The sequence below is a fragment of the Streptomyces sp. NBC_00289 genome (genome assembly GCF_041435115.1).
Taxonomy (GTDB): Bacteria; Actinomycetota; Actinomycetes; order Streptomycetales; family Streptomycetaceae; genus Streptomyces.
In genome coordinates this window covers 6157316-6178285 of the sequence record NZ_CP108046.1, presented here as the reverse complement: position 1 = coordinate 6178285, position 20970 = coordinate 6157316, and the positions used below count along the sequence as shown (strand labels likewise).

14 protein-coding genes and 1 other RNA gene are annotated in these 20970 nt (G+C 72.0%); 6 read left to right on the top strand and 9 right to left on the bottom strand.

The annotated features are described in order from the left end of the window. Window positions 1-39: 39 nt before the first annotated feature. The 5 genes from ssrA to ftsE all read right to left on the bottom strand — a co-directional run bounded on the left by ssrA (window position 40) and on the right by ftsE (window position 4097). Window positions 40-428, bottom strand: a transfer-messenger RNA (tmRNA) gene (gene ssrA, locus OG985_RS27935). Window positions 429-597: 169 nt separating this feature from the next. Continuing rightward, window positions 598-1131, bottom strand: a complete 534-nt coding sequence (smpB, locus tag OG985_RS27930) for an SsrA-binding protein SmpB (RefSeq protein WP_371671091.1) — start codon at window positions 1129-1131, stop codon at window positions 598-600. A gap of 92 nt (window positions 1132-1223) precedes the next feature. Next, window positions 1224-2390 (bottom strand): S41 family peptidase, encoded by a 1167-nt coding sequence (locus OG985_RS27925; RefSeq protein WP_371671090.1) that lies wholly within the window; start codon window positions 2388-2390, stop codon window positions 1224-1226. A 67-nt stretch (window positions 2391-2457) separates the two neighbouring features. After that, window positions 2458-3378, bottom strand: a complete 921-nt coding sequence (gene ftsX, locus OG985_RS27920) for a permease-like cell division protein FtsX (protein ID WP_371671089.1) — start codon at window positions 3376-3378, stop codon at window positions 2458-2460. Window positions 3379-3407: 29 nt separating this feature from the next. Beyond that, window positions 3408-4097 carry a cell division ATP-binding protein FtsE gene (gene ftsE, locus OG985_RS27915; RefSeq protein ID WP_356042850.1) on the bottom strand — a complete coding sequence of 230 codons (690 nt, stop codon included), beginning with the start codon at window positions 4095-4097 and terminating at the stop codon, window positions 3408-3410. A 315-nt stretch (window positions 4098-4412) separates the two neighbouring features. Between ftsE and OG985_RS27910 the strand changes: the two genes are divergently transcribed. Further along, on the top strand, window positions 4413-4604 hold the full coding sequence (locus tag OG985_RS27910) for a hypothetical protein (protein WP_371671088.1): 192 nt from the start codon (window positions 4413-4415) through the stop codon (window positions 4602-4604). A gap of 138 nt (window positions 4605-4742) precedes the next feature. Here the strand turns inward: OG985_RS27910 and OG985_RS27905 are convergent, their stop codons facing one another. The 4 genes from OG985_RS27905 to OG985_RS27890 form a co-directional block, all read right to left on the bottom strand. After that, entirely contained in the window at window positions 4743-5354 is a 612-nt protein-coding gene (locus tag OG985_RS27905; RefSeq protein ID WP_371671087.1) for a hypothetical protein, read from the bottom strand. 300 nt (window positions 5355-5654) lie between these two features. Then, entirely contained in the window at window positions 5655-6761 is a 1107-nt protein-coding gene (gene prfB, locus OG985_RS27900; protein WP_371671086.1) for a peptide chain release factor 2, read from the bottom strand. A 293-nt stretch (window positions 6762-7054) separates the two neighbouring features. After that, window positions 7055-8299 carry a serine/threonine-protein kinase gene (locus tag OG985_RS27895; protein ID WP_371671085.1) on the bottom strand — a complete coding sequence of 415 codons (1245 nt, stop codon included), beginning with the start codon at window positions 8297-8299 and terminating at the stop codon, window positions 7055-7057. A gap of 131 nt (window positions 8300-8430) precedes the next feature. After that, on the bottom strand, window positions 8431-10131 hold the full coding sequence (locus OG985_RS27890; RefSeq protein WP_371671084.1) for a serine/threonine-protein kinase: 1701 nt from the start codon (window positions 10129-10131) through the stop codon (window positions 8431-8433). A 452-nt stretch (window positions 10132-10583) separates the two neighbouring features. On the opposite strand from OG985_RS27890, the gene OG985_RS27885 reads away from it, so the two are divergent. The 5 genes from OG985_RS27885 (at window position 10584) to OG985_RS27865 (ending at window position 20859) form a co-directional block, all read left to right on the top strand. Then, window positions 10584-14207: an FtsK/SpoIIIE domain-containing protein gene (locus OG985_RS27885; RefSeq protein ID WP_371671083.1), complete on the top strand. Its 3624-nt coding sequence runs from the start codon at window positions 10584-10586 to the stop codon at window positions 14205-14207. Window positions 14208-14793: 586 nt separating this feature from the next. Then, window positions 14794-16176, top strand: coding sequence for an ABC transporter substrate-binding protein (locus OG985_RS27880; protein WP_371671082.1), 1383 nt, complete (start codon window positions 14794-14796; stop codon window positions 16174-16176). A gap of 8 nt (window positions 16177-16184) precedes the next feature. Continuing rightward, window positions 16185-17537, top strand: a complete 1353-nt coding sequence (locus OG985_RS27875) for a carbohydrate ABC transporter permease (RefSeq protein WP_371671081.1) — start codon at window positions 16185-16187, stop codon at window positions 17535-17537. Beyond that, window positions 17534-18418, top strand: coding sequence for a carbohydrate ABC transporter permease (locus OG985_RS27870; RefSeq protein ID WP_371671080.1), 885 nt, complete (start codon window positions 17534-17536; stop codon window positions 18416-18418). The genes OG985_RS27875 and OG985_RS27870 overlap by 4 nt, the downstream gene beginning before the upstream one ends. 170 nt (window positions 18419-18588) lie before the next feature. Further along, window positions 18589-20859, top strand: coding sequence for a CDP-glycerol glycerophosphotransferase family protein (locus OG985_RS27865; protein ID WP_371671079.1), 2271 nt, complete (start codon window positions 18589-18591; stop codon window positions 20857-20859). The last annotated feature ends 111 nt before the right edge of the window (window positions 20860-20970 follow it).

The following is a 20970-nucleotide window of genomic DNA, read 5'->3' as shown; positions in this document are numbered from 1 at the left end:
CGCCGCTCGAAAGCGACGGGGCCTTTGGCCACATGGGATGAGTGGAGATGGCGGGAATCGAACCCGCGTCCAACGGTGCAGAATCAGGGCTTCTCCGAGCGCAGTTCGCTGAGATTTTCTCAGCCCCGGAGATCACGCGAACAAGTCTCCGACGGGCTCAGTCACTGTTTGATTTCCCGCCGAACCCCGTGACCGGGCTCGACGGTTTAGTTCCCTAGATTATGCCAGGGTCCGGGTCGGGAACATCCCCGGGCTGACACCCATTAAGGGTCCTTCACTCACTGCTTATTAGGCAGCGAGGGCGAAGGACTGGGAATCGCTCTTGGAAGTGGCGATTATTGGTTGCGACATATGGTTAACGAGATCATTGCCGCTTCCTCGGCTCGCTTCCCCTGCTTCGACATCCGCTGTCGAAACCGATCATCCCCATGTTGATTTTTCAAAGCCCGATCCGCGTCTCACGACCCGGATCTCCGGCACGCACCCGCTGTGAGGTGCAGATGCCATCGTACGTGACCAACGCATGCCCGTGCCACCGTATTCCCGGCCGCCACGCGCCCGGCCGGCTCCGGCACCCGGGCCCACCGCACGCGCCCGCTACTCGCCCCGCTGCTTGCGCTTGGCCGCGGCGATCGCGCGGTCCGACTCCCGCCGGTCCTGCTTCTCGCGCAGGGTCTGCCGCTTGTCGTACTCCTTCTTGCCTCGCGCCAGCGCGATCTCGGCCTTCGCCCGGCCGTCCTTGAAGTACAGGGCGAGGGGCACGATTGTGTGCCCCGTCTCCTCGGACTTCGCCGCCAGCTTGTCGATCTCCTCGCGGTGCAGGAGCAGCTTGCGCTTGCGGCGCACGGTGTGGTTGGTCCAGGTGCCCTGGCTGTACTCGGGGATGTGGGCGTTGTGCAGCCACGCCTCGTTCTGGTCGATCTGCACGAAGCCGTCCGTCAGCGAGGCGCGTCCCTGGCGCAGCGACTTGACCTCGGTGCCGGTGAGCACGAGCCCGGCCTCGTAGGTGTCGATGATCGCGTAGTCGTGCCGGGCCTTCTTGTTCTGCGCGACGATCTTGCGCTTGCCGTCCTTGACCTTGCCGGTGGCCGCCGCCCCCTGCTTCGGCTGGGACTCTTTCGGTACGTACATTCCCTTGCTCATAGTGCCGCCATTTTCGCACCTCGGGGGGGTCCGAGGGAAAGCCGATTACGCGGCCCGTCCGATCGCCGCGCACCGAGCGGTCACGGGGCGTCCCCGAGCCCGCCCAGTACGGTCTCGGCGCGTTCCAGCGCCCCGGCGTCGGCGTCGAGGTCGGGTGTGATCCCGGCCCCGTCGACTCCGCGGCCCGAGGGGGTGCGGTAGTGGCCGACGGTCAGCTCGGCGACGGAGCCGCCGGGCAGCCGGCTCGGCATCTGCACCGAGCCCTTGCCGAAGGTCCTGGAGCCCACGACCACCGCGCGGCCGCGGTCCTGCAGGGCCCCGGTGAGCAGTTCGGCCGCGCTCATCGTGCCGCCGTCGACGAGCGTCACCAGGGGCCTGTCGGTGTCGCCGCCCGGTTCGGCGTGCAGGGCGCGCTGCCTGCCGTCGACGTCGTACGTGGCGACGAGGCCGCCGTCGAGGAAGGCGGAGGCGGCCGTGACGGCCTCGGTGACCAGGCCGCCGGAGTTGCCGCGCAGATCGAGGATGATGCCGCGGGATGCCGGGGCCTGTCGTACGGCGGTGCGTACGACGTCGCCGCAGCCCTTGGTGAACGAGTCGATCCTGATCACGGTGACACCGCCGGCGAGCCTGCGCACGGTGACCGAGTCCGTGGACAGCCGGGCCCGCCGGACGGTGAGGTCCCACGCGCGCGTGCCGCGCTCCAGGCCGAGGCGCACGCGCGTACCGGCGGGCGCGTCCGTGGTGTCACCGCGCAGTAAGGCGACGACTTCGGTGACGGGCCGCCCGTCGACCTGCTCGCCGTCGACGCTGCGCAGCCGGTCGCCCTGGTGGATTCCGGCGCCGGCCGCGGGTGATCCGGCGGCCACCTTGGTCACTTCGATACGGCCGTCGCGCTCGCGCCGCGTCCAGAGGCCGACGCCGGTGTACTCGCCGTCGAGGGCTTCCTCGAACTCCTCGTAGTCACCCTGGGAGTAGACCGCGGCCCACCGGTCCCCGCTGCGGCTGACCGCGCGCTGGGCGGCCTTCATGGGGGACTTGCCGTCGGCGATGGCCGCCGCGGCCGCGGCGGTGACGTCCTCGTGGTGACTCGCGGCGGACGAACGCGGGGCGCCCGACGCCGACTTCCGGTCGGCGTCAGGAAGCGCACCGGTCGCGGCACCGGCCACGAGCACGCTCGCGAAAACCAATGTCAGGGCCGCCCCGCGGCGGACGCGGCGGGGCTGGGAGAACAGGTCGGGGCCTGACATGCCGGTGAGTCTAGGACAAGGGAAAGGGCCGCACGGGCGGTTGCCCGTGCGGCCCTTTTGGCATGCGTCACACCTTCAGGTACTTGCGCAGCGCGAAGAACGCGGCAAGCGCGGGCATCAGCAGACTCGTGGCCAGGATGAGCGGCAGCTTCGTCAGGACGGCGTCCCAGCCGATGAAGTTGATCAGGTTCAGCTTCTCGGACAGGGCCAGGCCGTGGTCGATGAGGAAGTAGCGGGCGACCACCAGGAATCCGCAGGCGACCGTGCCGCCGATGAGGCCGGCGACCGCGGCCTCCATGATGAACGGCGCCTGGATGTAGAAGCCCGAGGCGCCCACCAGGCGCATGATGCCGGTCTCACGCCGCCGGCTGAACGCGGAGACGCGCACGGTGTTGACGATCAGCATCAGCGCGACCACCAGCATGAGGGCCATCACCGCGCGGGCGGCCCAGTTCATGCCGTTCAGCAGCCCGAAGAGGTTGTCCAGGATGCCCTTCTGGTCCTGCACCGACTGCACACCGTCACGCCCGTCGAAGGCGGTCGCGATGACCTGGTACTTCTCCGGGTCCTTCAGCTTGATGCGGTACGACTCCTGCATCTGGTCCGGAGTGAGGGAGCTGGCCAGGGGGGAGTCGCCGAACTGCTCCTTGTAGTGCTTGTACGCCTGGTCCTGCGACTCGTAGGTCACCTCCTGGACGACCGACGTCATCTTGTCCAGGTCGGCGCGGATCGTCTTCTTCTGATCCTCGGTGACCGCGCCCTTGGCACAGTTGGGGTCGGACTCGGCGTCGCTCTTGTTGCAGAGGAAGACCGAGACGTTGACCTTGTCGTACCAGTAGCCCTTCATGGTGGTGACCTGGTCGCTCATCAGCAGCGACCCGCCGAACAGGGCCAGGGACAGGGCTACGGAGACGATGACGGCGAAGGTCATCGTCAGGTTGCGGCGGAGACCGACGCCGATCTCCGACAGTACGAACTGGGCGCGCATGGCGTCTGGTTAAGCCTTTCCGTGGAGCGTCAGTGCTGGTAGCCGTAGACGCCGCGCGCCTGGTCGCGGACGAGGCGGCCCTGCTCCAGCTCGATGACGCGCTTGCGCATCTGGTCCACGATGTTCTGGTCGTGCGTCGCCATCACCACGGTCGTGCCCGTCCGGTTGATGCGGTCGAGCAGCTTCATGATGCCGACGGAGGTCTGCGGGTCCAGGTTGCCGGTGGGCTCGTCGGCGATGAGGAGCTTGGGGCGGTTGACGAAGGCCCGCGCGATGGCGACGCGCTGCTGCTCACCACCGGACAGTTCGCCCGGCCTGCGCTCCTCCTTGCCGCCGAGTCCGACGAGGTCCAGCACCTGCGGCACGGACTTGCGGATCTCGCCGCGCGACTTGCCGATGACCTCCTGCGCGAAGGCCACGTTCTCCGCGACCGTCTTGTTCGGCAGCAGCCGGAAGTCCTGGAAGACCGTCCCCAGCTGGCGGCGCATCTGCGGCACCTTCCAGTTGGAGAGGCGCGCGAGGTCCTTGCCCAGCACGTGCACCTGGCCGTGGCTGCACCGCTCCTCGCGGAGGATCAGCCGCAGGAAGGTGGACTTCCCGGAGCCGGAGGAGCCCACGAGGAACACGAACTCGCCCTTCTCCACCTCCAGGGAGACATCCCTGAGTGCGGGGCGGGTCTGCTTGGGGTAGACCTTGGATACGTTGTCGAATCGGATCACTGATGCACCACGGGTCGCCGGGGGTAGATGAGCGTGACCATACGCGAACCGGGTGCACCAGCGCAGGCGCCGGTCGGGGTTGCGTGGGGGTTGTGGCGTTTTGTGCGGCGCGTTGCCTGTGCGCGGGGAGCGGCGCCGCCGGGATGAGTGCGAAAACCCGCCCGCCGGGCCCGGGGCGGGCTGCCGCGAGGCGATGCGCGTCACCCTTTTCGGAGCGCCCGGGCGGCGCCCCGAGGAACCTGGCACAGTGGAGGGGGAACGTTCGCGTTCCCGAAGGCGTTGTGTACATGGAACCGGTGCAAGGAGGGCGAGCGCATGACGTACGACCGGCTGGTGTGCGCGAACTGCGCGGCGCCCGTGAGCGAGGGACGGTGCCCCGTGTGCCGTGCGAACCGCGCGCGGCTGCAGCAGGAGAACCCCTTCTCGGGACTGAACCCGATGGCACTGATCGCACTCCTCGCGGTCCTGGTGGCGGCCCTGGCGCTGCTGGCCCACCAGACCGCCTAGGACGGCATCGGGCGTCCAGGACGTCCACGGCGTACGGCTCGGGAGCCGTGGCCGGACATACGAGGGGCCCGGAGCGGTGCACGCTCCGGGCCCTTCGTCGTACGGCCGCACAAACCGTGCGTGCGCGTGCGGCTACCGTCAGGCGGTGGCGCCGCCGCGGCCGCCCATCAGGCGCGGCAGGATGCGGAAGCCGACACCGCCCGCGATCATCGTGGCGGCGCCGACCACCAGGAAGGTGGTCTGCGCGGCGCCGGTCTCGGCCAGCTGCTCGCCGCTGCCCTGGGCAGAGGTGTCCGAGCCGGTGTCGGTGAGGGCCGAGGTGCCGGCCTCCTGGGCGGAGGTGCCGCCGTCGGGGTCGGCGTTGTTGCCGCCGCCCGTGTTGCTGCCACCGCCGGTGTTGCTGCCGCCACCGGTGTTGCTGGTGCTGCCGTCGGACGGCGCCTCGGTCGGCGCGGTGGTCGGGTCGTCCGTGGGCTCCTCGGTGGGCTCGGTCGGCTCCTCCGTGGGCTCGGTCGGCTCCTCGGTGGGGTCGGTGGGCTCATCCGTGGGAGTTCCCGTGGGGAGTTCGGTCGAGGTCGGGGTCGGAGTCCCGGTCTCGTCGCCGTCCACCTTCACGGAGACACCGGTCTCGTCCGCGGTCACGCCGATTTCCAGGGCGGAAGCGGCGCCGGCCACGGTGAGCGAGGCGCCGCCCGCGATCACGGCGGCGGCGGCTATCCGCGCTACACGGATCCGCGTCTTCTTGGTCATATGGTTGCTACCCCCAGTAGCTGCTCGTCAGTGAGGCGGCGCTCGGGGCCGTGATCCACGGGAGTGGCTGCGCTGAGAGTCCCCCGGTTCACATGCGCCCCAGAGATACGCATGCCGCGCTTTACCATTCCGATTTTTCAAAGCAACGTCAAGGCCGTTGCGTACGCGATGTCCATGTACGCGCTCTTTGCCGCTGATCGGAGTGTGTGACTGTGATGTAAAACCCAGACATCTGGGCCGCTTACCGGCACAGAAAAGGCAACTGCCGCCCCGGGGGCGGCAGTTGCCAAGTCGACAAAGTTACTTCTCTTGCTGCTTGCGCCAGCGAATTCCGGCCTCGAGGAAACCGTCGATCTCACCGTTGAACACGGCCTCGGGGTTGCCGACTTCGAACTCCGTACGCAGGTCCTTGACCATCTGGTACGGGTGCAGCACGTACGAACGCATCTGGTTGCCCCAGGAGTTGCCGCCGTCGCCCTTGAGGGCGTCCATCTTGGCCTGCTCCTCCTGCCGGCGCCGGTCGAGGAGCTTCGCCTGCAGGACGTTCATCGCGGACGCCTTGTTCTGGATCTGCGACCGCTCGTTCTGGCAGGAGACGACGATCCCGGTGGGGAGGTGGGTGAGCCGCACCGCGGAGTCGGTGGTGTTCACGCCCTGGCCTCCGGGCCCGGACGACCGGTACACGTCGATCCGCAGCTCGGACTCGTCGATCTCGATGTGGTCGGTCTTCTCGACCACGGGAAGGATCTCGACACCCGCGAAGGAGGTCTGCCGGCGCCCCTGGTTGTCGAACGGCGAGATCCGCACGAGCCGGTGCGTGCCCTGCTCCACGGAGAGGGTGCCGTAGGCGTACGGGATCTGCACGGCGAAGGTGGTCGACTTGATGCCGGCCTCTTCGGCGTACGACGTCTCGTAGACCTCGGTCTTGTAGCCGTGCTGTTCCGCCCAGCGCAGGTACATCCGCTGGAGCTTCTCGGCGAAGTCGGCGGCGTCGACGCCACCGGCCTCGGCGCGGATGTTGACGAGCGCCTCGCGGGAGTCGTACTCGCCGGAGAGGAGCGTACGGACCTCCATCTCGTCCAGCGCCTTCCGGACCGAGTTGAGCTCCGACTCCGCCTCCGCGCGGGTGTCGGGGTCGTCCTCCTCCTCGGCCATCTCGAAGAGCACGGAGAGATCGTCGATCCGCCCCCGCAGCGTCTCCGCCTTCCTGACCTCGGCCTGGAGGTGGGAGAGCTTGCTGGTGATCTTCTGCGCCTCGTCCGGGTTGTCCCACAGGGACGGCGCGGCCGCCTGCTCCTCGAGCACGGCGATGTCTGCCCTCAGCCTGTCGAGGTCCAGAACGGCCTCGATCGACTCCATGGTCGAGGAGAGGGACTTGAGCTCTTCGGATACATCGACGACTGCCACACCTCCAGCCTAACGGCTCCGCCAAGCGGGGAGCGCCGGGTGGACGACAGGCACCGTGGGCCCACGGAAACGGCCTGACGGGACGGCGTCTCGGGCACCCGGCGGGTGCCGGCAGACCACGGCGAGTGCCGGCAGACCACGGCGAGTGCCGGTAGGCCACGACGGGGTGCCGGTAGGTACGGCGGACCAGGGCCGGTCCCGGCAGGTGACGGCGGACCACGGCGGGTCCCAGTGGGTCCTGTCGGACCGCGGCCGCCCCCGGTAGGTGACCGCCGGTTCCGGTGCGTCCCCGCTCAGGGTGAGCCGGGCGCCGAGTTCTTGGTGTCCTGCGGATTCGCTCCCGCGTCGTCGCCCGACGTGGCCGCCCAGGTGCCGACGCCGACGGCCGCCACGAGCACCACCGCGGCCGTCCCCAGCACCACCCGGCGGCGCCTGGTGGTCGCCCGGTGCCGGGCGGACCCCGGGCGCGGCGCCCCCGCCGCACGCGGTACCCGGGCCGTGCCGCGGGCCCCGCCGGCCAGTTCGTCGGGTCCCGGCACCCTCATCGACGTGTGCGTGTCCCGGTTGGAGTCGGCCGGCTTGGCCCCCGGCACCAGCGGTACCGCTCCGCGCCGTACCTGCTCCCCGGAGGGCGCCGCAGAGCCGGCGGACACCTCCTCCGGCGTCTCCTCCGCGGACTCCGCGTCCGGCTCGTCCACGTCGAGCGGCGGCATCCCGGCCAGCAGCGGCTGCAGCTCCCGCAGACGTGCGCCCAGCTCCGAGGCGCGCAGCCGTGAGGCCGGCGCCTTGGCCAGGCACTGCACGAGCAGCTGCCACAGTTCGTCCGGGATGCCGGGCAGCGGCACCACCGTCTCGGTGACATGGCGGCGCAGCACCGCGCCCGGGTGTCCGCCGCCGAACGGGGTGAAGCCCGCCAGCAGCTCGTACAGCACCGTCGCGAGGGCGTAGATGTCGACGGAGGCCCTCGGCGGCAGGCCCTCCACGATCTCCGGGGCCAGGTAGTCAGGCGTGCCGATGATCTTCGTGGCGCGGGTCCGGCGCGGGGAGTCGATCAGCTTGGCGACCCCGAAGTCCGTCAGCAGTGCCGGGTGCGAGCCGCCGGGGCCGAGCGGCCCCTGCATGTTCAGCAGGACGTTCTCCGGCTTCACGTCGCGGTGCACGACACCGGCCGCGTGTGCCGCCGCCAGCCCGTCCGCCACGTCCGCGACGATCGCCACCGCGGCCTCGGGCGCGAGCCGCTTCTCCCGGTCGAGCCGGGTGCGCAGGTCGGTGCCCCGGACCAGGTCCATGACCAGGGCGAGGTCGTTGCCGTCGACGACGAGGTCGCGCACGGACACGATGTGCGGATGCTCGAGCCCGAGCAGGGCCGTGCGCTCCTGCACGAAGCGCCCGACGAGTTCCTGGTCGGACGCGAGGTCCTCGCGCAGCAGCTTGACGGCGACGGGCCCGTCGGGCCCCTCACCCAGCCACACCGTGCCGGCGCTGCCCCGTCCCAGGATCTGGTGGGCGGTGTACCGGCTGCCGATCTTCCGTGCCAAGGCTGCTCCTACGGACGCGTGTTGTCGCTAAAACTACGCGTCCGACGAGCCAACCTTCACCGCGGAGACGGAAATCACCCGCCGGGTGTCGACAAATCTCCAGAGTCGGGGTTCTCCGGGCCCTTCCCGGCTCAGCCGCCGTTCAGTTCCCCGATCCGCTTGCTCACCTTGTGGGACCAGTCCCCGATCTGGTCGAAGAAGCCCTTGCCGGTGCCGATCCAGTCCTGCAGCGGGCTGAGCTCCCAGATGAGCCAGGCGGCGACGAACAGGATGACGATCGTGAACAGGCACCCCTTCAGACAGCCCAGACCGGGGATCTTCATCGGGTTGGCGCCGCGCTGGCGCGGCTCACGGGGCTCGCGCGCGGGCCGCTGCGGCTGCTGTGGCCGCTGGGGCTGCTGCGGGGCGGGCGGTGCGTACCGCTGCTGGGGCTGCTGGTGCTGGGGGGCGTACTGCTGTGGCTGTTGCTGCTGCGGATAGCCGTACCCGGGCTGCGCGCCCTGCGGCGGACGCTGCTGCCGGGGCCGCTGCTGCGGCTGCTGCTGCTGGGGGCGCGGTTGCTGCTGCGGGCGGGCGACCTGCCGCTGGGGGCGTCGGCGCAGCGGGTCCTCGTTGGGGTCGAGGTACTGGACCTGCGTCTGTTCGTTGCGGTCCCGGGCGGCGCGCAGCTGGTTCTGCCAGGGGTGCGGCTCCTCGGGCTGGCCGGGCTGCCCCGGGGGCACCGGCGGCATGACGGCCGTCGGGTCGGCCGCGCCCGTGTTCGGCAGTACGGCGGTGGGGTCGGCGGCGCCGACCGTGTTGCCGGGACCGCCGGTGTGCGGCAGGTAGCTGGTCGCGGCGTTCGGGTCGTAGGCGCCCGCGCCGTGCGGCAGCACCTGCGTCGGGTCCGCCGAACCGGCCGCGCCGGGCACGGCGGCCGGCGTCGGGTCCGGCGCGAGCAGGACGGCGACGTTGTCCGCGGCGGAGATCTGCGCGGGGTTCGCGTGCACGCCGATGCCCTCGGCGACGACGCGCAGGCCGCGCGCGAGGTTCTCGGCGCTGGGCCGGTAGTCGGGGTTCTTGCTCAGGCAGCGCTCTATGACCGTCCAGAGCGGGTCGGGGACCGTGGACGGGCGGCGCGGCTCCGCGCTCAGGTGCTGGTGCAGGACCTCGAGGGCCGACCCGCCGCCGAACGGGGGACGGCCGGTGACCAGTTCGTACAGCAGGATGCCGGCGCCGTAGACGTCGACGGCGGAGGTCTGCGGGCGGCCCTCGGCGGACTCCGGGGCGACGTAGGCGGGGGTGCCGACGAACTCGTGGGTGCGGGTGAGGCCCGGGGAGTCGGCCAGACGCGCGATACCGAAGTCGGTCAGCATCGGGTGCATCTGACCGCCGTCCTGCCGCAGCAGGACGTTCGCGGGCTTCAGGTCGCGGTGCACGACCCCGTCGGCGTGGCTGGCGGCGAGCGCGTCGGCGATCTGCGCGGTCAGCAGCGCGGCGGCGACGGGGGTGAAGGGGCCGTTCTCGCGCAGGTAGCGGTGCAGGTCGGGGCCCTCGACGAGGTCCATGACCAGCGCCAGCAGATCGCCCTCGACCACCAGGTCGCGGACCCGCACGATGTTCGGGTGGGTCAGGCGGAGCAGGACGGAGCGCTCCCGCAGGAACCGCATCACGATGTCGGCGTCGCTCGCGAGCTCTTCCTTGAGGACCTTGATCGCGACGGTCTCGCCGGGCTGGCCCGGCACGGCCGCCTCCGCGCCCGCGGTCTCCCGCTGGCGGGCTCGCCAGACGGTGCCCGTGGCGCCGCGTCCGAGCGGCTCCTCGAGCAGGTACTTGCTGCCTACCGGCCGCACGTCATGCGCTCCCTGCTGCTTGCTTGCCTGGCCCCTGCCGTGGACCGAGCTGCTGATCCACTGTGCTAGGGGGTGTTCCGACCCACTGTAGTGCCGCCGTGCGGAGCACCGTCTGTCGTCTTTCTGTGCGTCTTACGTACCGCCTCCCGTGCATGTTCGAAGGAAAGACGCTCGACTTGGTCCCCCGGTTGCCGGAGCGCGAACGTGACCGATCTCAAGTCGCCGACAAATGATCACTCGCATGACACTGGTCAGGCACTTTTGGGGGCAGAGCCGACCAATCAAGATCATTTGATGTTGGGCGGCGGGCGGGCTGTCAGTGACAGGTGCGAGGATGCCTGCAGTACTGGCCGACGTGCTCGTGTGGTGGTGGGGGAAGTCCGCGGTGGGGGACCGCGGAGCGGCTTCGTCCCCGTTCGCGAGCGCCCGCGCAGAAGGGACCGCTGACGGCGATGCAGATCCGGCTGACCGTCGTAGACCCGCAGGGCCCGACCTCCCCCACGCCCGGCTCCTCGCGCGCGGAGGGGCTCCCACCGTCGCGGGGCCGCGCCGCGAGCTGCGACGTGCTGGTGACGGCGCCCGCCGGCACCGCCCTGGCAACGGTGGCGTCGGCGCTGGCCTCGGCGGTCGCCGGTGACCTGGGCGCCGCCCAGCCCGAGCGGAGCAGGGAGTCCGGCGGCGGTCAGGTGGTGCTGTACGCGGGCGCGGAGCGCCTCGACGGAGCCCGCTGCACCCTCGGCGAGCCCCCGCTGATCGACGGTGCCGTGCTGTCCCTGGGCGCCCCGGCCGAACCCGAACCGCACCCCGAGGTCGACGACGCCCCGACCCAGCTCCACGTGGTCGCGGGCCCCGACGCGGGCGGCGTCCACCTGCTGCACGGCGGTCAGATCCATCTGGGCCGTTCCGCCGACGCCGACGTCCCGCTCGACGACCCGGACGTCTCGCGCCTGCACTGCGCGGTCACGGTCGCCGCCGACGGCCGCGTCTCTGTCGCCGACCTCGGCTCCACCAACGGCACCACCCTGGACGGCGCCCGCGTGGGCACCCGCCCGGTGCGGTTCGCCCCGGGCGCGCTGCTGCGCATCGGCGAATCGGCCCTGCGGCTGACTCCGGCCGGGGGACCCGGCGCGCGGATGCCCACGACACCGGACGGTGAGGGACAGGTGCGGGTCCCCGCCGGGAGCGGTGCCGCGGACGGGGACGAAGCGGCACGCGCGCGTGCGGCCGTCGGCGCCGGAGGCGGCGGCGCGGCCGGCCCCGCCGGGCCGACCCGGCACACGTACGGCACGGCGGGATGGGGCGCCTCCGGAGGAGTTCCGGACGACCGGGGACACGGCTTCGCCGCACCGCGTGCGGTGCCGGAGCAGGGCGGGGCGCCACGCATCGAGAGCGCCGGCCCGCCCCGCTCCGACGGCGGCGAGCCCAGGCTGCACGGCGGGCGGGCGGTCCTCCCGCGCCAGACCTCCGGCGGCGACACCCACGCCGGCTCCGCGGGCGCGCTCGCGGGCGCCGACGGACAGACCCACCCGGGACAGCACGGCTCGCACCCGCGCGGCGGCCCCTTGGCCGACGGTACGGCCCACACCGGCCAGACCGGCGGGGGCGGCCAGGACGGCTCCGCCGGCGAGGACGGCGGCCTTGAGCCGGAGGGCGGCGACCGGGAGGCGCCCGGAAGCGGCCGCCGCAAGGGCACCCCCCTCCGGGGCACCGAGGTCCCGCAGGGTCTGCGCCGACGCGGCGGGCTCGGCGCGTGGGCACGACGGCTCACCGGCGGGCGCGGCGAACAGGAACCGGCCCCGCGGGAGCCGTACGACGAGGAGCCGGCGCCTGTCTCCGTCGAGCCGCCGGACCCGGCACCCCAGGCGCCGGACACCTGGCCGGACCCGGCGGCACTGCTGCTGACGGCACTCGGCCCCGGGCCACGCCTGTGGGAGCGCGGGCCGGGACACCCCGAAGCCCTCACCGTGCGGCTCGGCACCGCCGACCGTCCGGCGCCCGACGGCTCGGGACTGCTGCCCGCCGTCCCCGTGACCGCCGACCTGCGCGAGGCCGGAGCCCTCGGCCTGGCCGGCCCGCGCACGCGGCTCACCGGGCTGGCCCGCGCGGTGGTGGCCCAGCTCTCCGCGCTGCACTCGCCGGACGCCCTGGAAGTCGTCCTGATCAGCGCGGACCGCTCCCGGCCCCTGGCGGAGCGCACCGCCGAGTGGTCCTGGCTCGGCTGGCTCCCGCATGTGCGTCCGGGACACGGCCAGGACTGCCGCCTGCTGCTCGCCTACGACCGTGAGCAGGCCACCGCCCGTACCGACGAACTCCTGCGCCGCCTCGAGGACCACCTGGCGGAGACGCGGAACGGGACAAGGTCCGAGGCGGGAAGCGGCCGAGCCGCCCCGTCCGCGGAAGCCGGCGATCCGGCCCCCACCGACGCCGCCTCCCACCGCCCGTCCTGGGCCCAAGAGGACGACACGTCCGACGGCTCGGGAGCAGACGGCGGATTCGCGGGCCCGTACACCGTGCTCGTCGTGGACGGCGACGCCGGCGGCGCCGCCGTGCGCGAGGCGGTGGCGCGGCTGGCGCTGGAGGGCCCGCGGGCCGGCATACATGTGGTGTGCCTCGCCGAGACGGCACCCGCCTCGCCCGCCTCGCCGGTCACGGACACCTACGAGGCGGCCTGCGCGGCCTCGCCCACGTTCCGCGAGTGCGGTGCCGTCGCCCTGCTCAGCGGGGACGTGGCGACCGCGCTGCGACTGCTGAGGGTCGCGCGGGCCGGACCGCGCACCGCCGAGCCCGGCCCCGTCGGACACGGCACCGTCGCCGCCGTGGACGCCGTCTCGCCCGCCTGGGCCGAGCGGTTCGCGCGGGCGCTGGCGCCACTGCGGACGGAGAGCGCCGCCGGTGAGCGGCTTACGCGCGTGTCCGCGCCGTTGCCCCAGGCGGCCCGGCTGCTCGACGAGTTGGGGCTCGCCCGGGCCACCCCGGCGTCCCTGATGGCCCGCTGGGCGGACGCCGCCGACGACGCCGAGTCGCTGGGCGGACGGGCCTGGGCCGTGCTCGGCGCCGGACCGCGCGGCCCGGTCTGCGCCGACCTGGTGGCCGAGGGTCCGCACCTGCTGATCGAAGGGCCGGCGGGCAGCGGCCGGACGGAGCTGCTGCGTGCCGTCGTCGCCTCCCTGGCCGCCGCCGAACGCCCCGACCGTCTGAGCATCGTCCTGGTGGACGGCCGGGACAGCGTGGGCGCGGGCGGCGGACACGGCGAGGGCCTGCGCGTCTGTACGGACGTCCCGCATGTCACCACCCACCTGACCGCCAACGACCCGGTCCGGATGCGGGAGTTCGCCCAGTCCCTGAGCGCCGAACTGAAGCGGCGGGCCGAACTGCTCGGCCGCAGCGACTTCGCCGAGTGGCACACCGGCCGCGAGCTGTCGGGCCGCATGGTCGCCCAGCGCACGGCGGCGGCGCGCGGTGTGTCCGGGGCCGGCGACCTCGGCGGGGATCTCGACGCCCCGTCCAGTTCGACACTGCGGCTGCGGCCGGCGGCCGCACGCCGACAGGCGGAGACCGCGCCCCCGCTGCCCCGCCTCGTCGTGGTCGTGGACGATTTCGACGCCCTGGTCTCCCCCGCCCTCGGCTCACCGGGCAGGCCGGCCGCCGGGTCGGTGATACGCGCGCTGGAGGCCGTGGCCCGGGAGGGCGAGCGGCTCGGCGTGCACCTGGTGGCCGCCGCCGGCCCCGGCGGCCGTACGGCGGAGACGGAGCCCGCGCGCCGCGCCACCCTGCGCGTCGCCCTCGACGCCCCGGCCTCCGGCCCGGACGAACCGGCACCCGGCCGCGGTCGACTGACCTGGTCCGACGGGAGGATGACGCCGTTTCAGGGCGGGCGGGTCACCGGCCGTATCCCCCGTACGGCGACCCTGCGGCCCACGGTCGTCCCACTGGAGTGGCACCGCATGGGCGACCCGCCGACCCGCCGCCCCGTCCGGGAACTGGGCAACGGCCCGACCGACCTGGCCCTCCTCGCCAGCGCGCTGGAGCGGGCAGCCCGAGAGGTCTCGGCAACGGAGGTCCCCTCACTGCTGTGACCCCACCGCCCCGGGCCGACACCACCACGGCCGGGGCCGACGGCACGGTGCCGTCCGCGCCAGGCAGGCGGGGCAACGCAGGCAACGCACGCGGGCGGACGGGGCAACGCAAGGGCGCAGTCCGCCCGCACCGGCAGCGCACCCGGCGCAGCACCGGCCGCAAGACGCAGACGCGCAGCCGCAGGCGCCCCGGCATCGGCCGCACGACGCGGACGCCGTCCGCCCGGCAGGTCTCCCGGCCCGCCCGGCACCGAGCACGAGCCCTCCCCTGCTCCGGCACCAGCTCTAACACCCTCGGCCCACACCCGCACCTTCGACGCATCCCCAACAGGCCCCGCCCGCGCGGACCCCGACGCCCCCTCACCACCCCCGGCAGCGGCGCATACCCACCTCGGCCCGACCGCCGGAGGCACAGGCCCGACCGCCGGAGGGACGGGCGGACCCTCCGGAGGCACTGGTCACGAGGGCATTACGATCGCCCACTTGACACGAGACGCGGTCTTGCCGCCTCCATTCCCCCAGGCGTAGACCAGATCACACGGGACAGCGTTCGAGCGTTCGACGAGGAACGAAGAACGGGGCAGTGATGCGCAGCACGAGCAGCACCATCCGGACCCGCAGGGTCACGCAAACCGCCGCAGCCGTACTGGCCGGCACCCTCGCGCTGGCACTCACCGGGTGCGGCGGAGACGACGACAAGGGCAAGGAGGGCCAGGGAGGCGGCCCTTCGGAGAGCGGCAGCTCCCTTCAGCTTCCCAAGCTGGACGGACAGACACTGGAGGTCGCCGCCGTCTGGACCGGACCCGAGCAGGAGAACTTCACGAAGGTCCTGACCGAGTTCGAGAAGCGCACCGGCGCGAAGGTCGACTTCGTGCCGACCGGCAACAACACCTCCACCTTCCTCGGTACCAAGATCCAGGGCGGCAAGCCGCCGGACGTGGCGTTCCTGCCGCAGGTCGGCGTGCTCCACCAGTTCGCGGACAAGGGCTGGCTCAAGCCGCTCGGCACCGAGGCCCAGGCGCAGTCCTCCAAGAACTTCTCCACGGGCTGGCAGGAGCTCGGGGCGTACAAGGGCAAGCAGTACGGCGTGTACGTGAAGGCGGCCAACAAGTCGCTCGTCTGGTACAACACGGCGGCCTTCGAGGCGGCGGGCATCACGGACGCCCCCAAGACCTGGAAGGACTTCCTGAGCACCGCCCAGACGCTGTCCGACGCCGGTTCCCCCGCCGTCTCCATCGGCGGCGCCGACGGCTGGACGCTCACCGACTGGTTCGAGAACGTCTACCTCTCGCAGGCCGGCCCGGAGAAGTACGACCAGTTGGCCCAGCACAAGATCAAGTGGACGGACCCGTCGGTGAAGGCCGCCCTCACCACGCTGGCCCAGCTCTGGGGCAAGGACGACCTGATAGCGGGCGGCCGTTCCGGTGCGCTGCAGACGGAGTTCCCGAAGTCGGTCACCCAGACCTTCTCGGGTGACAGCCCGGCCGCGATGGTCTACGAGGGCGACTTCGTGACCGCGAACATCAACGCCGACACGAAGGCGAAGGTCGGCACGGACGCCAAGGTCTTCCCGTTCCCGGCGGTCGGCGCGCAGGCCCCCGTGGTCAGCGGCGGCGACGTGGCCGTGGCGCTCAAGGACGGCAAGGGCCCGCAGGCGCTGATGACGTTCCTGGCCTCGACGGACGCGGCGGAGATCTGGGCGGCTCAGGGCGGCTTCATCTCCCCGAACAAGGAGATGGACCAGGGCACGTACAAGGACGCGGTGACCCGCGACATCGCGAAGGCGCTGCTCGCGGCGGGCGACGACTTCCGCTTCGACATGTCCGACCAGGCCCCGGCGGCGTTCGGCGGTACGGCGGGCATCGGCGAGTGGAAGGACCTGCAGGACTTCCTGAAGAACCCGAGCGACGTGGCGGGCGCCCAGAGCAAACTCGAGTCCGACGCCGCCAAGGCGTACAAGGCCGGCTGACGCCCCGTATGGCTTCCGTCGCGAACTCGGCGGAGGGCGCCGGCGCACTGCCGACGCCCTCCGTCCCACCGCGCAAGAGCGTGACGGGGACCCGGCTGTGGGTGGCGGTGCTGTTTCTGCTGCCCGCGCTGGTGCTCCTCGGCTCGCTCGTGGTCTACCCGATCGGGTACTCGGTCTGGCGCAGCCTCTACGACGCCGACGGTTCGGGTTTCGTCGGTCTGGAGAACTACGGCGACATCTTCACCAACGACTCGACGCTCACCGCCGTCCGCAACACGGCGATCTGGGTCGCGGTCGCCCCGGCCCTCGTCACCGCGCTGGGCCTGATCTTCGCGGTGCTGACCGAGCGGGTGCGCTGGGGTACGGCGTTCAAGCTGCTGGTCTTCATGCCGATGGCGATCTCCATGCTCGCCGCCGGCATCATCTTCCGCCTGGTGTACGAGCAGGACCCGGACCAGGGCGTCGCCAACGCGGTCGTCACCTCCGTGCACGACGCCTTCGTCGACTCGTCGGTCTATCCCAAGGCCAGGCCCAACGCCACGGCGAGCGACCTGAAGGCGTCCGGCGGCGGCTCGTTCACCACGACGGGGACGGTGCGGGCGGGCACCCCGGTCCTGCTGCCCCTGGTGGGCATCGCCCCGAACAAGCTCCCCGGCACCCCCGAGGACGCGCGGGCCGCGAGCGGTGACGGCGTCACCGGCACCGTCTGGCTGGACTTCAAGCTGGGCGGCGGCGGGACGAAGGGCCAGGTCGACCCGGGTGAGAAGGCGCTGAAGGGGGTGAAGGTCGAGGCCGTGCGGGACGGCAAGGTGGTCGCCTCGGCGAAGAGCGGGGCGGACGGCACCTTCACCCTGCCGGCCGAGGCCGACGGAGCGCAGGTCCGGCTGCCGGGCTCGAACTTCTCGGCCCCCTACAACGGCATCGACTGGCTGGGCCCGACGCTGGTCACCCCGGCCATCATCGGCAGCTACGTCTGGATGTGGGCGGGCTTCGCGATGGTGCTGATCGCGGCCGGTCTGGCGGGAGTCGACCGCAATCTGCTGGAGGCGGCCCGGGTCGACGGCGCCAACGAGTGGCAGGTGTTCCGGAAGGTCACGGTCCCCCTCCTGATGCCGGTCCTGGTCGTCGTCCTCGTCACCCTGATGATCAACGTGATGAAGATCTTCGACCTGGTCTACATCATCGCCCCGCAGCCCAGTCAGGACGACGCCAACGTGCTCGCGCTGCAACTGTTCCTGTCGTCCTTCGGCGGCGGCGGCAACTACGGCGTCGGCAGCGCGATCGGCGTCATCCTCCTGCTGCTCGTCCTGCCGGTGATGTTCGTCAACATCCGCCGGCTGCGAAGGGAGCGTCAACGGTGACCGCCCTCGACTCGACAGGCGTACGCGCCAAACGGTCCGTCGCCGCCCGGGTGGCGAGCGGCACTGCGGGCGGGGTGATGCGGGTCTTCCTGATCCTCGTCGCGCTGCTGTGGATGGTGCCCACGTTCGGCCTGCTGGTCTCGTCGTTCCGCGACCCGACCGACATCGCCTCCACGGGCTGGTGGAAGGCCTTCACCGCGCCGAGCGAGCTGACCGTCAAGAGCTACCGGACGCTCCTGGAGAACGACGCGATCACGCAGTCGCTGCTCAACACGGTCTGGATCACCGTCCCGGCGACCCTGCTGGTGGTACTCATCGGCGCGATGGCCGGATACGCCTTCGCCTGGCTGGACTTCAAGGGCCGCGACTGGTGGTTCGTGGTCGTGGTGGCGCTGCTCGTCGTACCGGTCCAGGTCGCCCTGATCCCGCTGTCGGACCTCTTCGGCAAGATCGGGATCTTCGGCGACATCATCGGCGTGGTGCTCTTCCACGTCGGTTTCGGACTGCCGTTCGCGATCTTCCTGTTGCGCAACTTCTTCGCGGAGATCCCGCGGGAGCTGCTGGAGGCGGCGCGGCTCGACGGCGCGGGCGAGGTCCGGCTGTTCACGACCGTGGTGCTGCCGCTGGGCGCGCCGGCGATCGCGTCCCTGGGGATCTTCCAGTTCCTGTGGGTGTGGAACGACATGCTGGTCGCGCTGGTGTTCTCGGACGCGCGGTCACAGCCGCTGACCGTCGCCCTGCAGCAGCAGGTACGGCAGTTCGGCAGCAACATCGAGATCCTGGCACCCGGCGCCTTCATCTCCATGGTGATCCCACTGGCCGTGTTCTTCGCGTTCCAGCGGCAGTTCGTGTCCGGAGTGATGGCGGGCGCGGTCAAGTAGGCGACGCGGAGCGCGCCTTGAGGGGGCGTCAGGGGGGCGGGCCGGCGACACCGGTCCGCCCCCTCGCGTTCACCCACAATCCCCCGTATGCCGTACGCGGCGTAACCAAGTCACTCCATTGGCCGTTCCCGGGCAGAACGCCCGCGCCGACCGATGGATGTGGATGTCCCTTGCCCAGGTTCAGTGTCATCGTCCCCGCGTACAAGGTTCAGGCGTACCTGCACGAGTGTCTGGACTCGGTGCTCTCCCAGTCGTACCCCGATCTCGAACTGATCGCGGTCGACGACCGTTCGCCGGACGCCTGCGGGGCGATCATCGACGAGTTCGCGGCCCGCGACGCGCGCGTGCGCCCCATACACCTGGCGGAGAACCAGGGCCTGGGCAGCGCCCGCAACGCGGGCCTGGCGGAGGCGACGGGCGACTACCTGCTCTTCCTGGACGGGGACGACACGCTGACCCCGGACGCGCTGCGCTCGATCGCCGACCGGCTGAAGGAGACCGGCGAGCCGGACGTCCTCGTGTACGACTACGCGCGCACGTTCTGGTCGGGCGAGACCGTCCCCAACGCGGCGGCGGCGCAGCTCACCGAGCGGGGTCCGGCCCCCTTCCGGCTGGCGGACCGGCCCGGGCTGCTGCGTCTGCTCATGGTGGCCTGGAACAAGGCGTACCGCCGGGAGTTCGTGGAGCGTGAGGGGTTCACCTTCCCTCCCGGCTACTACGAGGACACGCCGTGGACGTACCCGGCGCTGCTGGCCGCGGAGTCGATCGCGACCCTCGACCGGACGTGCGTCCACTACCGGCAGCGCCGGCAGGGCAACATCCTGGGCACCACGAGCCGCCGGCACTTCGATGTCTTCGAGCAGTACGACCGGGTCTTCGCGTTCGTCGACTCGCGCCCCGAACTGGCGCGCTGGCGGCCGGTGTTGTTCCGCCGCATGGTCGACCACCTGGCGAAGGTGTTCACCCGGCGCGACCGGCTGCCGCGCGGCAGCCGCGCCGAGTTCCTGCGCATGGCCCGCGCCCACTACCGCCGTTACCGCGTTCCCGGTGCGCCCGTCCCGCTGAGCTCGCGGCCGCGGCACGCGCTGGTCCGCCTGGGTCTGCACCGCACGTTCCGCGCCCTCCAGCTGGCGTCGGCCCTGCACCGGCGGACGGCACGGCTGAGCGCGCGCCTGCTGAGGTCGGTCCGCCGCGGCGCGCTCCGGCTGCACTACCGCGTCCAGCTGCGCCTGCCCCTGCGGGCCGACCGTGCCGTCTTCACCGCGTACCGGGGCCGCGGCCACGGCTGCGCCCCGGGCGCCCTCGAGCAGGCGTTCCGGGGCCTGGCCCCCCACATGCGCACGGCGTGGATCGCCCGCCCCGAACACCACCACACGATCCCGCCGGGCCCGCGCCGGCTGCGCCCCGGTACGGCCGCGTACTGGACGGCGCTGGCCCGCTCCAAGTACCTCGTCAACAACGTCAACTTCGACCGCCGTGTGGTCAAGCGCCCCGGGCAGGTCTTCGTCCAAACCCAGCACGGCACCCCGCTCAAGCACATGGGCCTCGACCTCCAGGAGCACCCGGCGGCTGCCCGCGGCACCGACTTCGACGAGCTTCTGCGCGGCGTCGACCAGTGGGACTACGTCGTGACCGCGAACCGGCACACCACGCTGACCTGGGAGCGCGTCTATCCCGGCGGCTACACCACGCTGGAGTACGGCTCGCCGCGCAACGACGTCTTCCAGCGGGCCACCTCGGCGGACGTGACCCGGCTGCGCGAGTCGCTCGGCATCCCCGAGGGCACGGTCGCGATCCTGTACGCGCCCACCCACCGCGACTACCGCCGGAGCATGCGCACCGCCCTCGACCTGGACCGTCTGCTGCGCCGTCTCGGCCCCCGCTTCGTCGTCCTGGCCCGCGCCCACCACGCGTACGGCGCCCCGCTCGTGACCGCGCCGGGCCGCCGGCTGATCGACGTGACCGACCACCCGAGTGTCGAGTCCCTCTGCCTCGCCTCGGACGCCCTGGTCACCGACTACTCGTCGATCATGTTCGACTACGCCAACCTCGACCGCCCCATCGTGATCCACGCCGACGACTGGGAGGCGTACGAAGCCGCCCGCGGCACCTACTTCGACCTGCGGTCCTTCCCGCCGGGCGCGGTCGCGCGCAGTGAGGACGAGCTGATCGACATCTTCGCCAGCGGCCACTGGCGCGGCTCCCGCTCCACCCAGCTGCGCTCCGCGTTCCGCGAGCGCTTCTGCCCGTACGACGACGGACGCGCCGCCGAACGCGTCGTACGCCGGGTCCTGCTCGGTACGGAGGAGGCACGGCTGCCGCACGTCATCCCGCTCGCCGAACGCCGCCCGGTGCCGTCCGCGGCCGCGGGTCTGGCGCGCTCGCCCCTCGCCACCGTGCCGCAGCCCGCGAGTCCGCCGGCCCTCACCGACCGCCTCTGAACACCGTTCCCAGCCCGGGGAGTTCGCCCGTATGCCCTCCCGCCCGTCGCGGCCCACGCCGACCCGGCCGTCCACCTGGCGGCCGGCCGGAGGGCCCGGCCGCCGCGGCGC

Coding starts and splice junctions, on each gene's coding strand:
- OG985_RS27885 (WP_371671083.1), top strand. CDS start 10,584: ATGCAGATCCGGCTGACCGTCGTAGACCCGCAGGGCCCGACCTCCCCC.
- OG985_RS27875 (WP_371671081.1), top strand. CDS start 16,185: ATGGCTTCCGTCGCGAACTCGGCGGAGGGCGCCGGCGCACTGCCGACG.
- OG985_RS27910 (WP_371671088.1), top strand. CDS start 4,413: ATGACGTACGACCGGCTGGTGTGCGCGAACTGCGCGGCGCCCGTGAGC.
- OG985_RS27905 (WP_371671087.1), bottom strand. CDS start 5,354: ATGACCAAGAAGACGCGGATCCGTGTAGCGCGGATAGCCGCCGCCGCC.
- OG985_RS27925 (WP_371671090.1), bottom strand. CDS start 2,390: ATGTCAGGCCCCGACCTGTTCTCCCAGCCCCGCCGCGTCCGCCGCGGG.
- smpB (WP_371671091.1), bottom strand. CDS start 1,131: ATGTACGTACCGAAAGAGTCCCAGCCGAAGCAGGGGGCGGCGGCCACC.
- OG985_RS27880 (WP_371671082.1), top strand. CDS start 14,794: ATGCGCAGCACGAGCAGCACCATCCGGACCCGCAGGGTCACGCAAACC.
- ftsX (WP_371671089.1), bottom strand. CDS start 3,378: ATGCGCGCCCAGTTCGTACTGTCGGAGATCGGCGTCGGTCTCCGCCGC.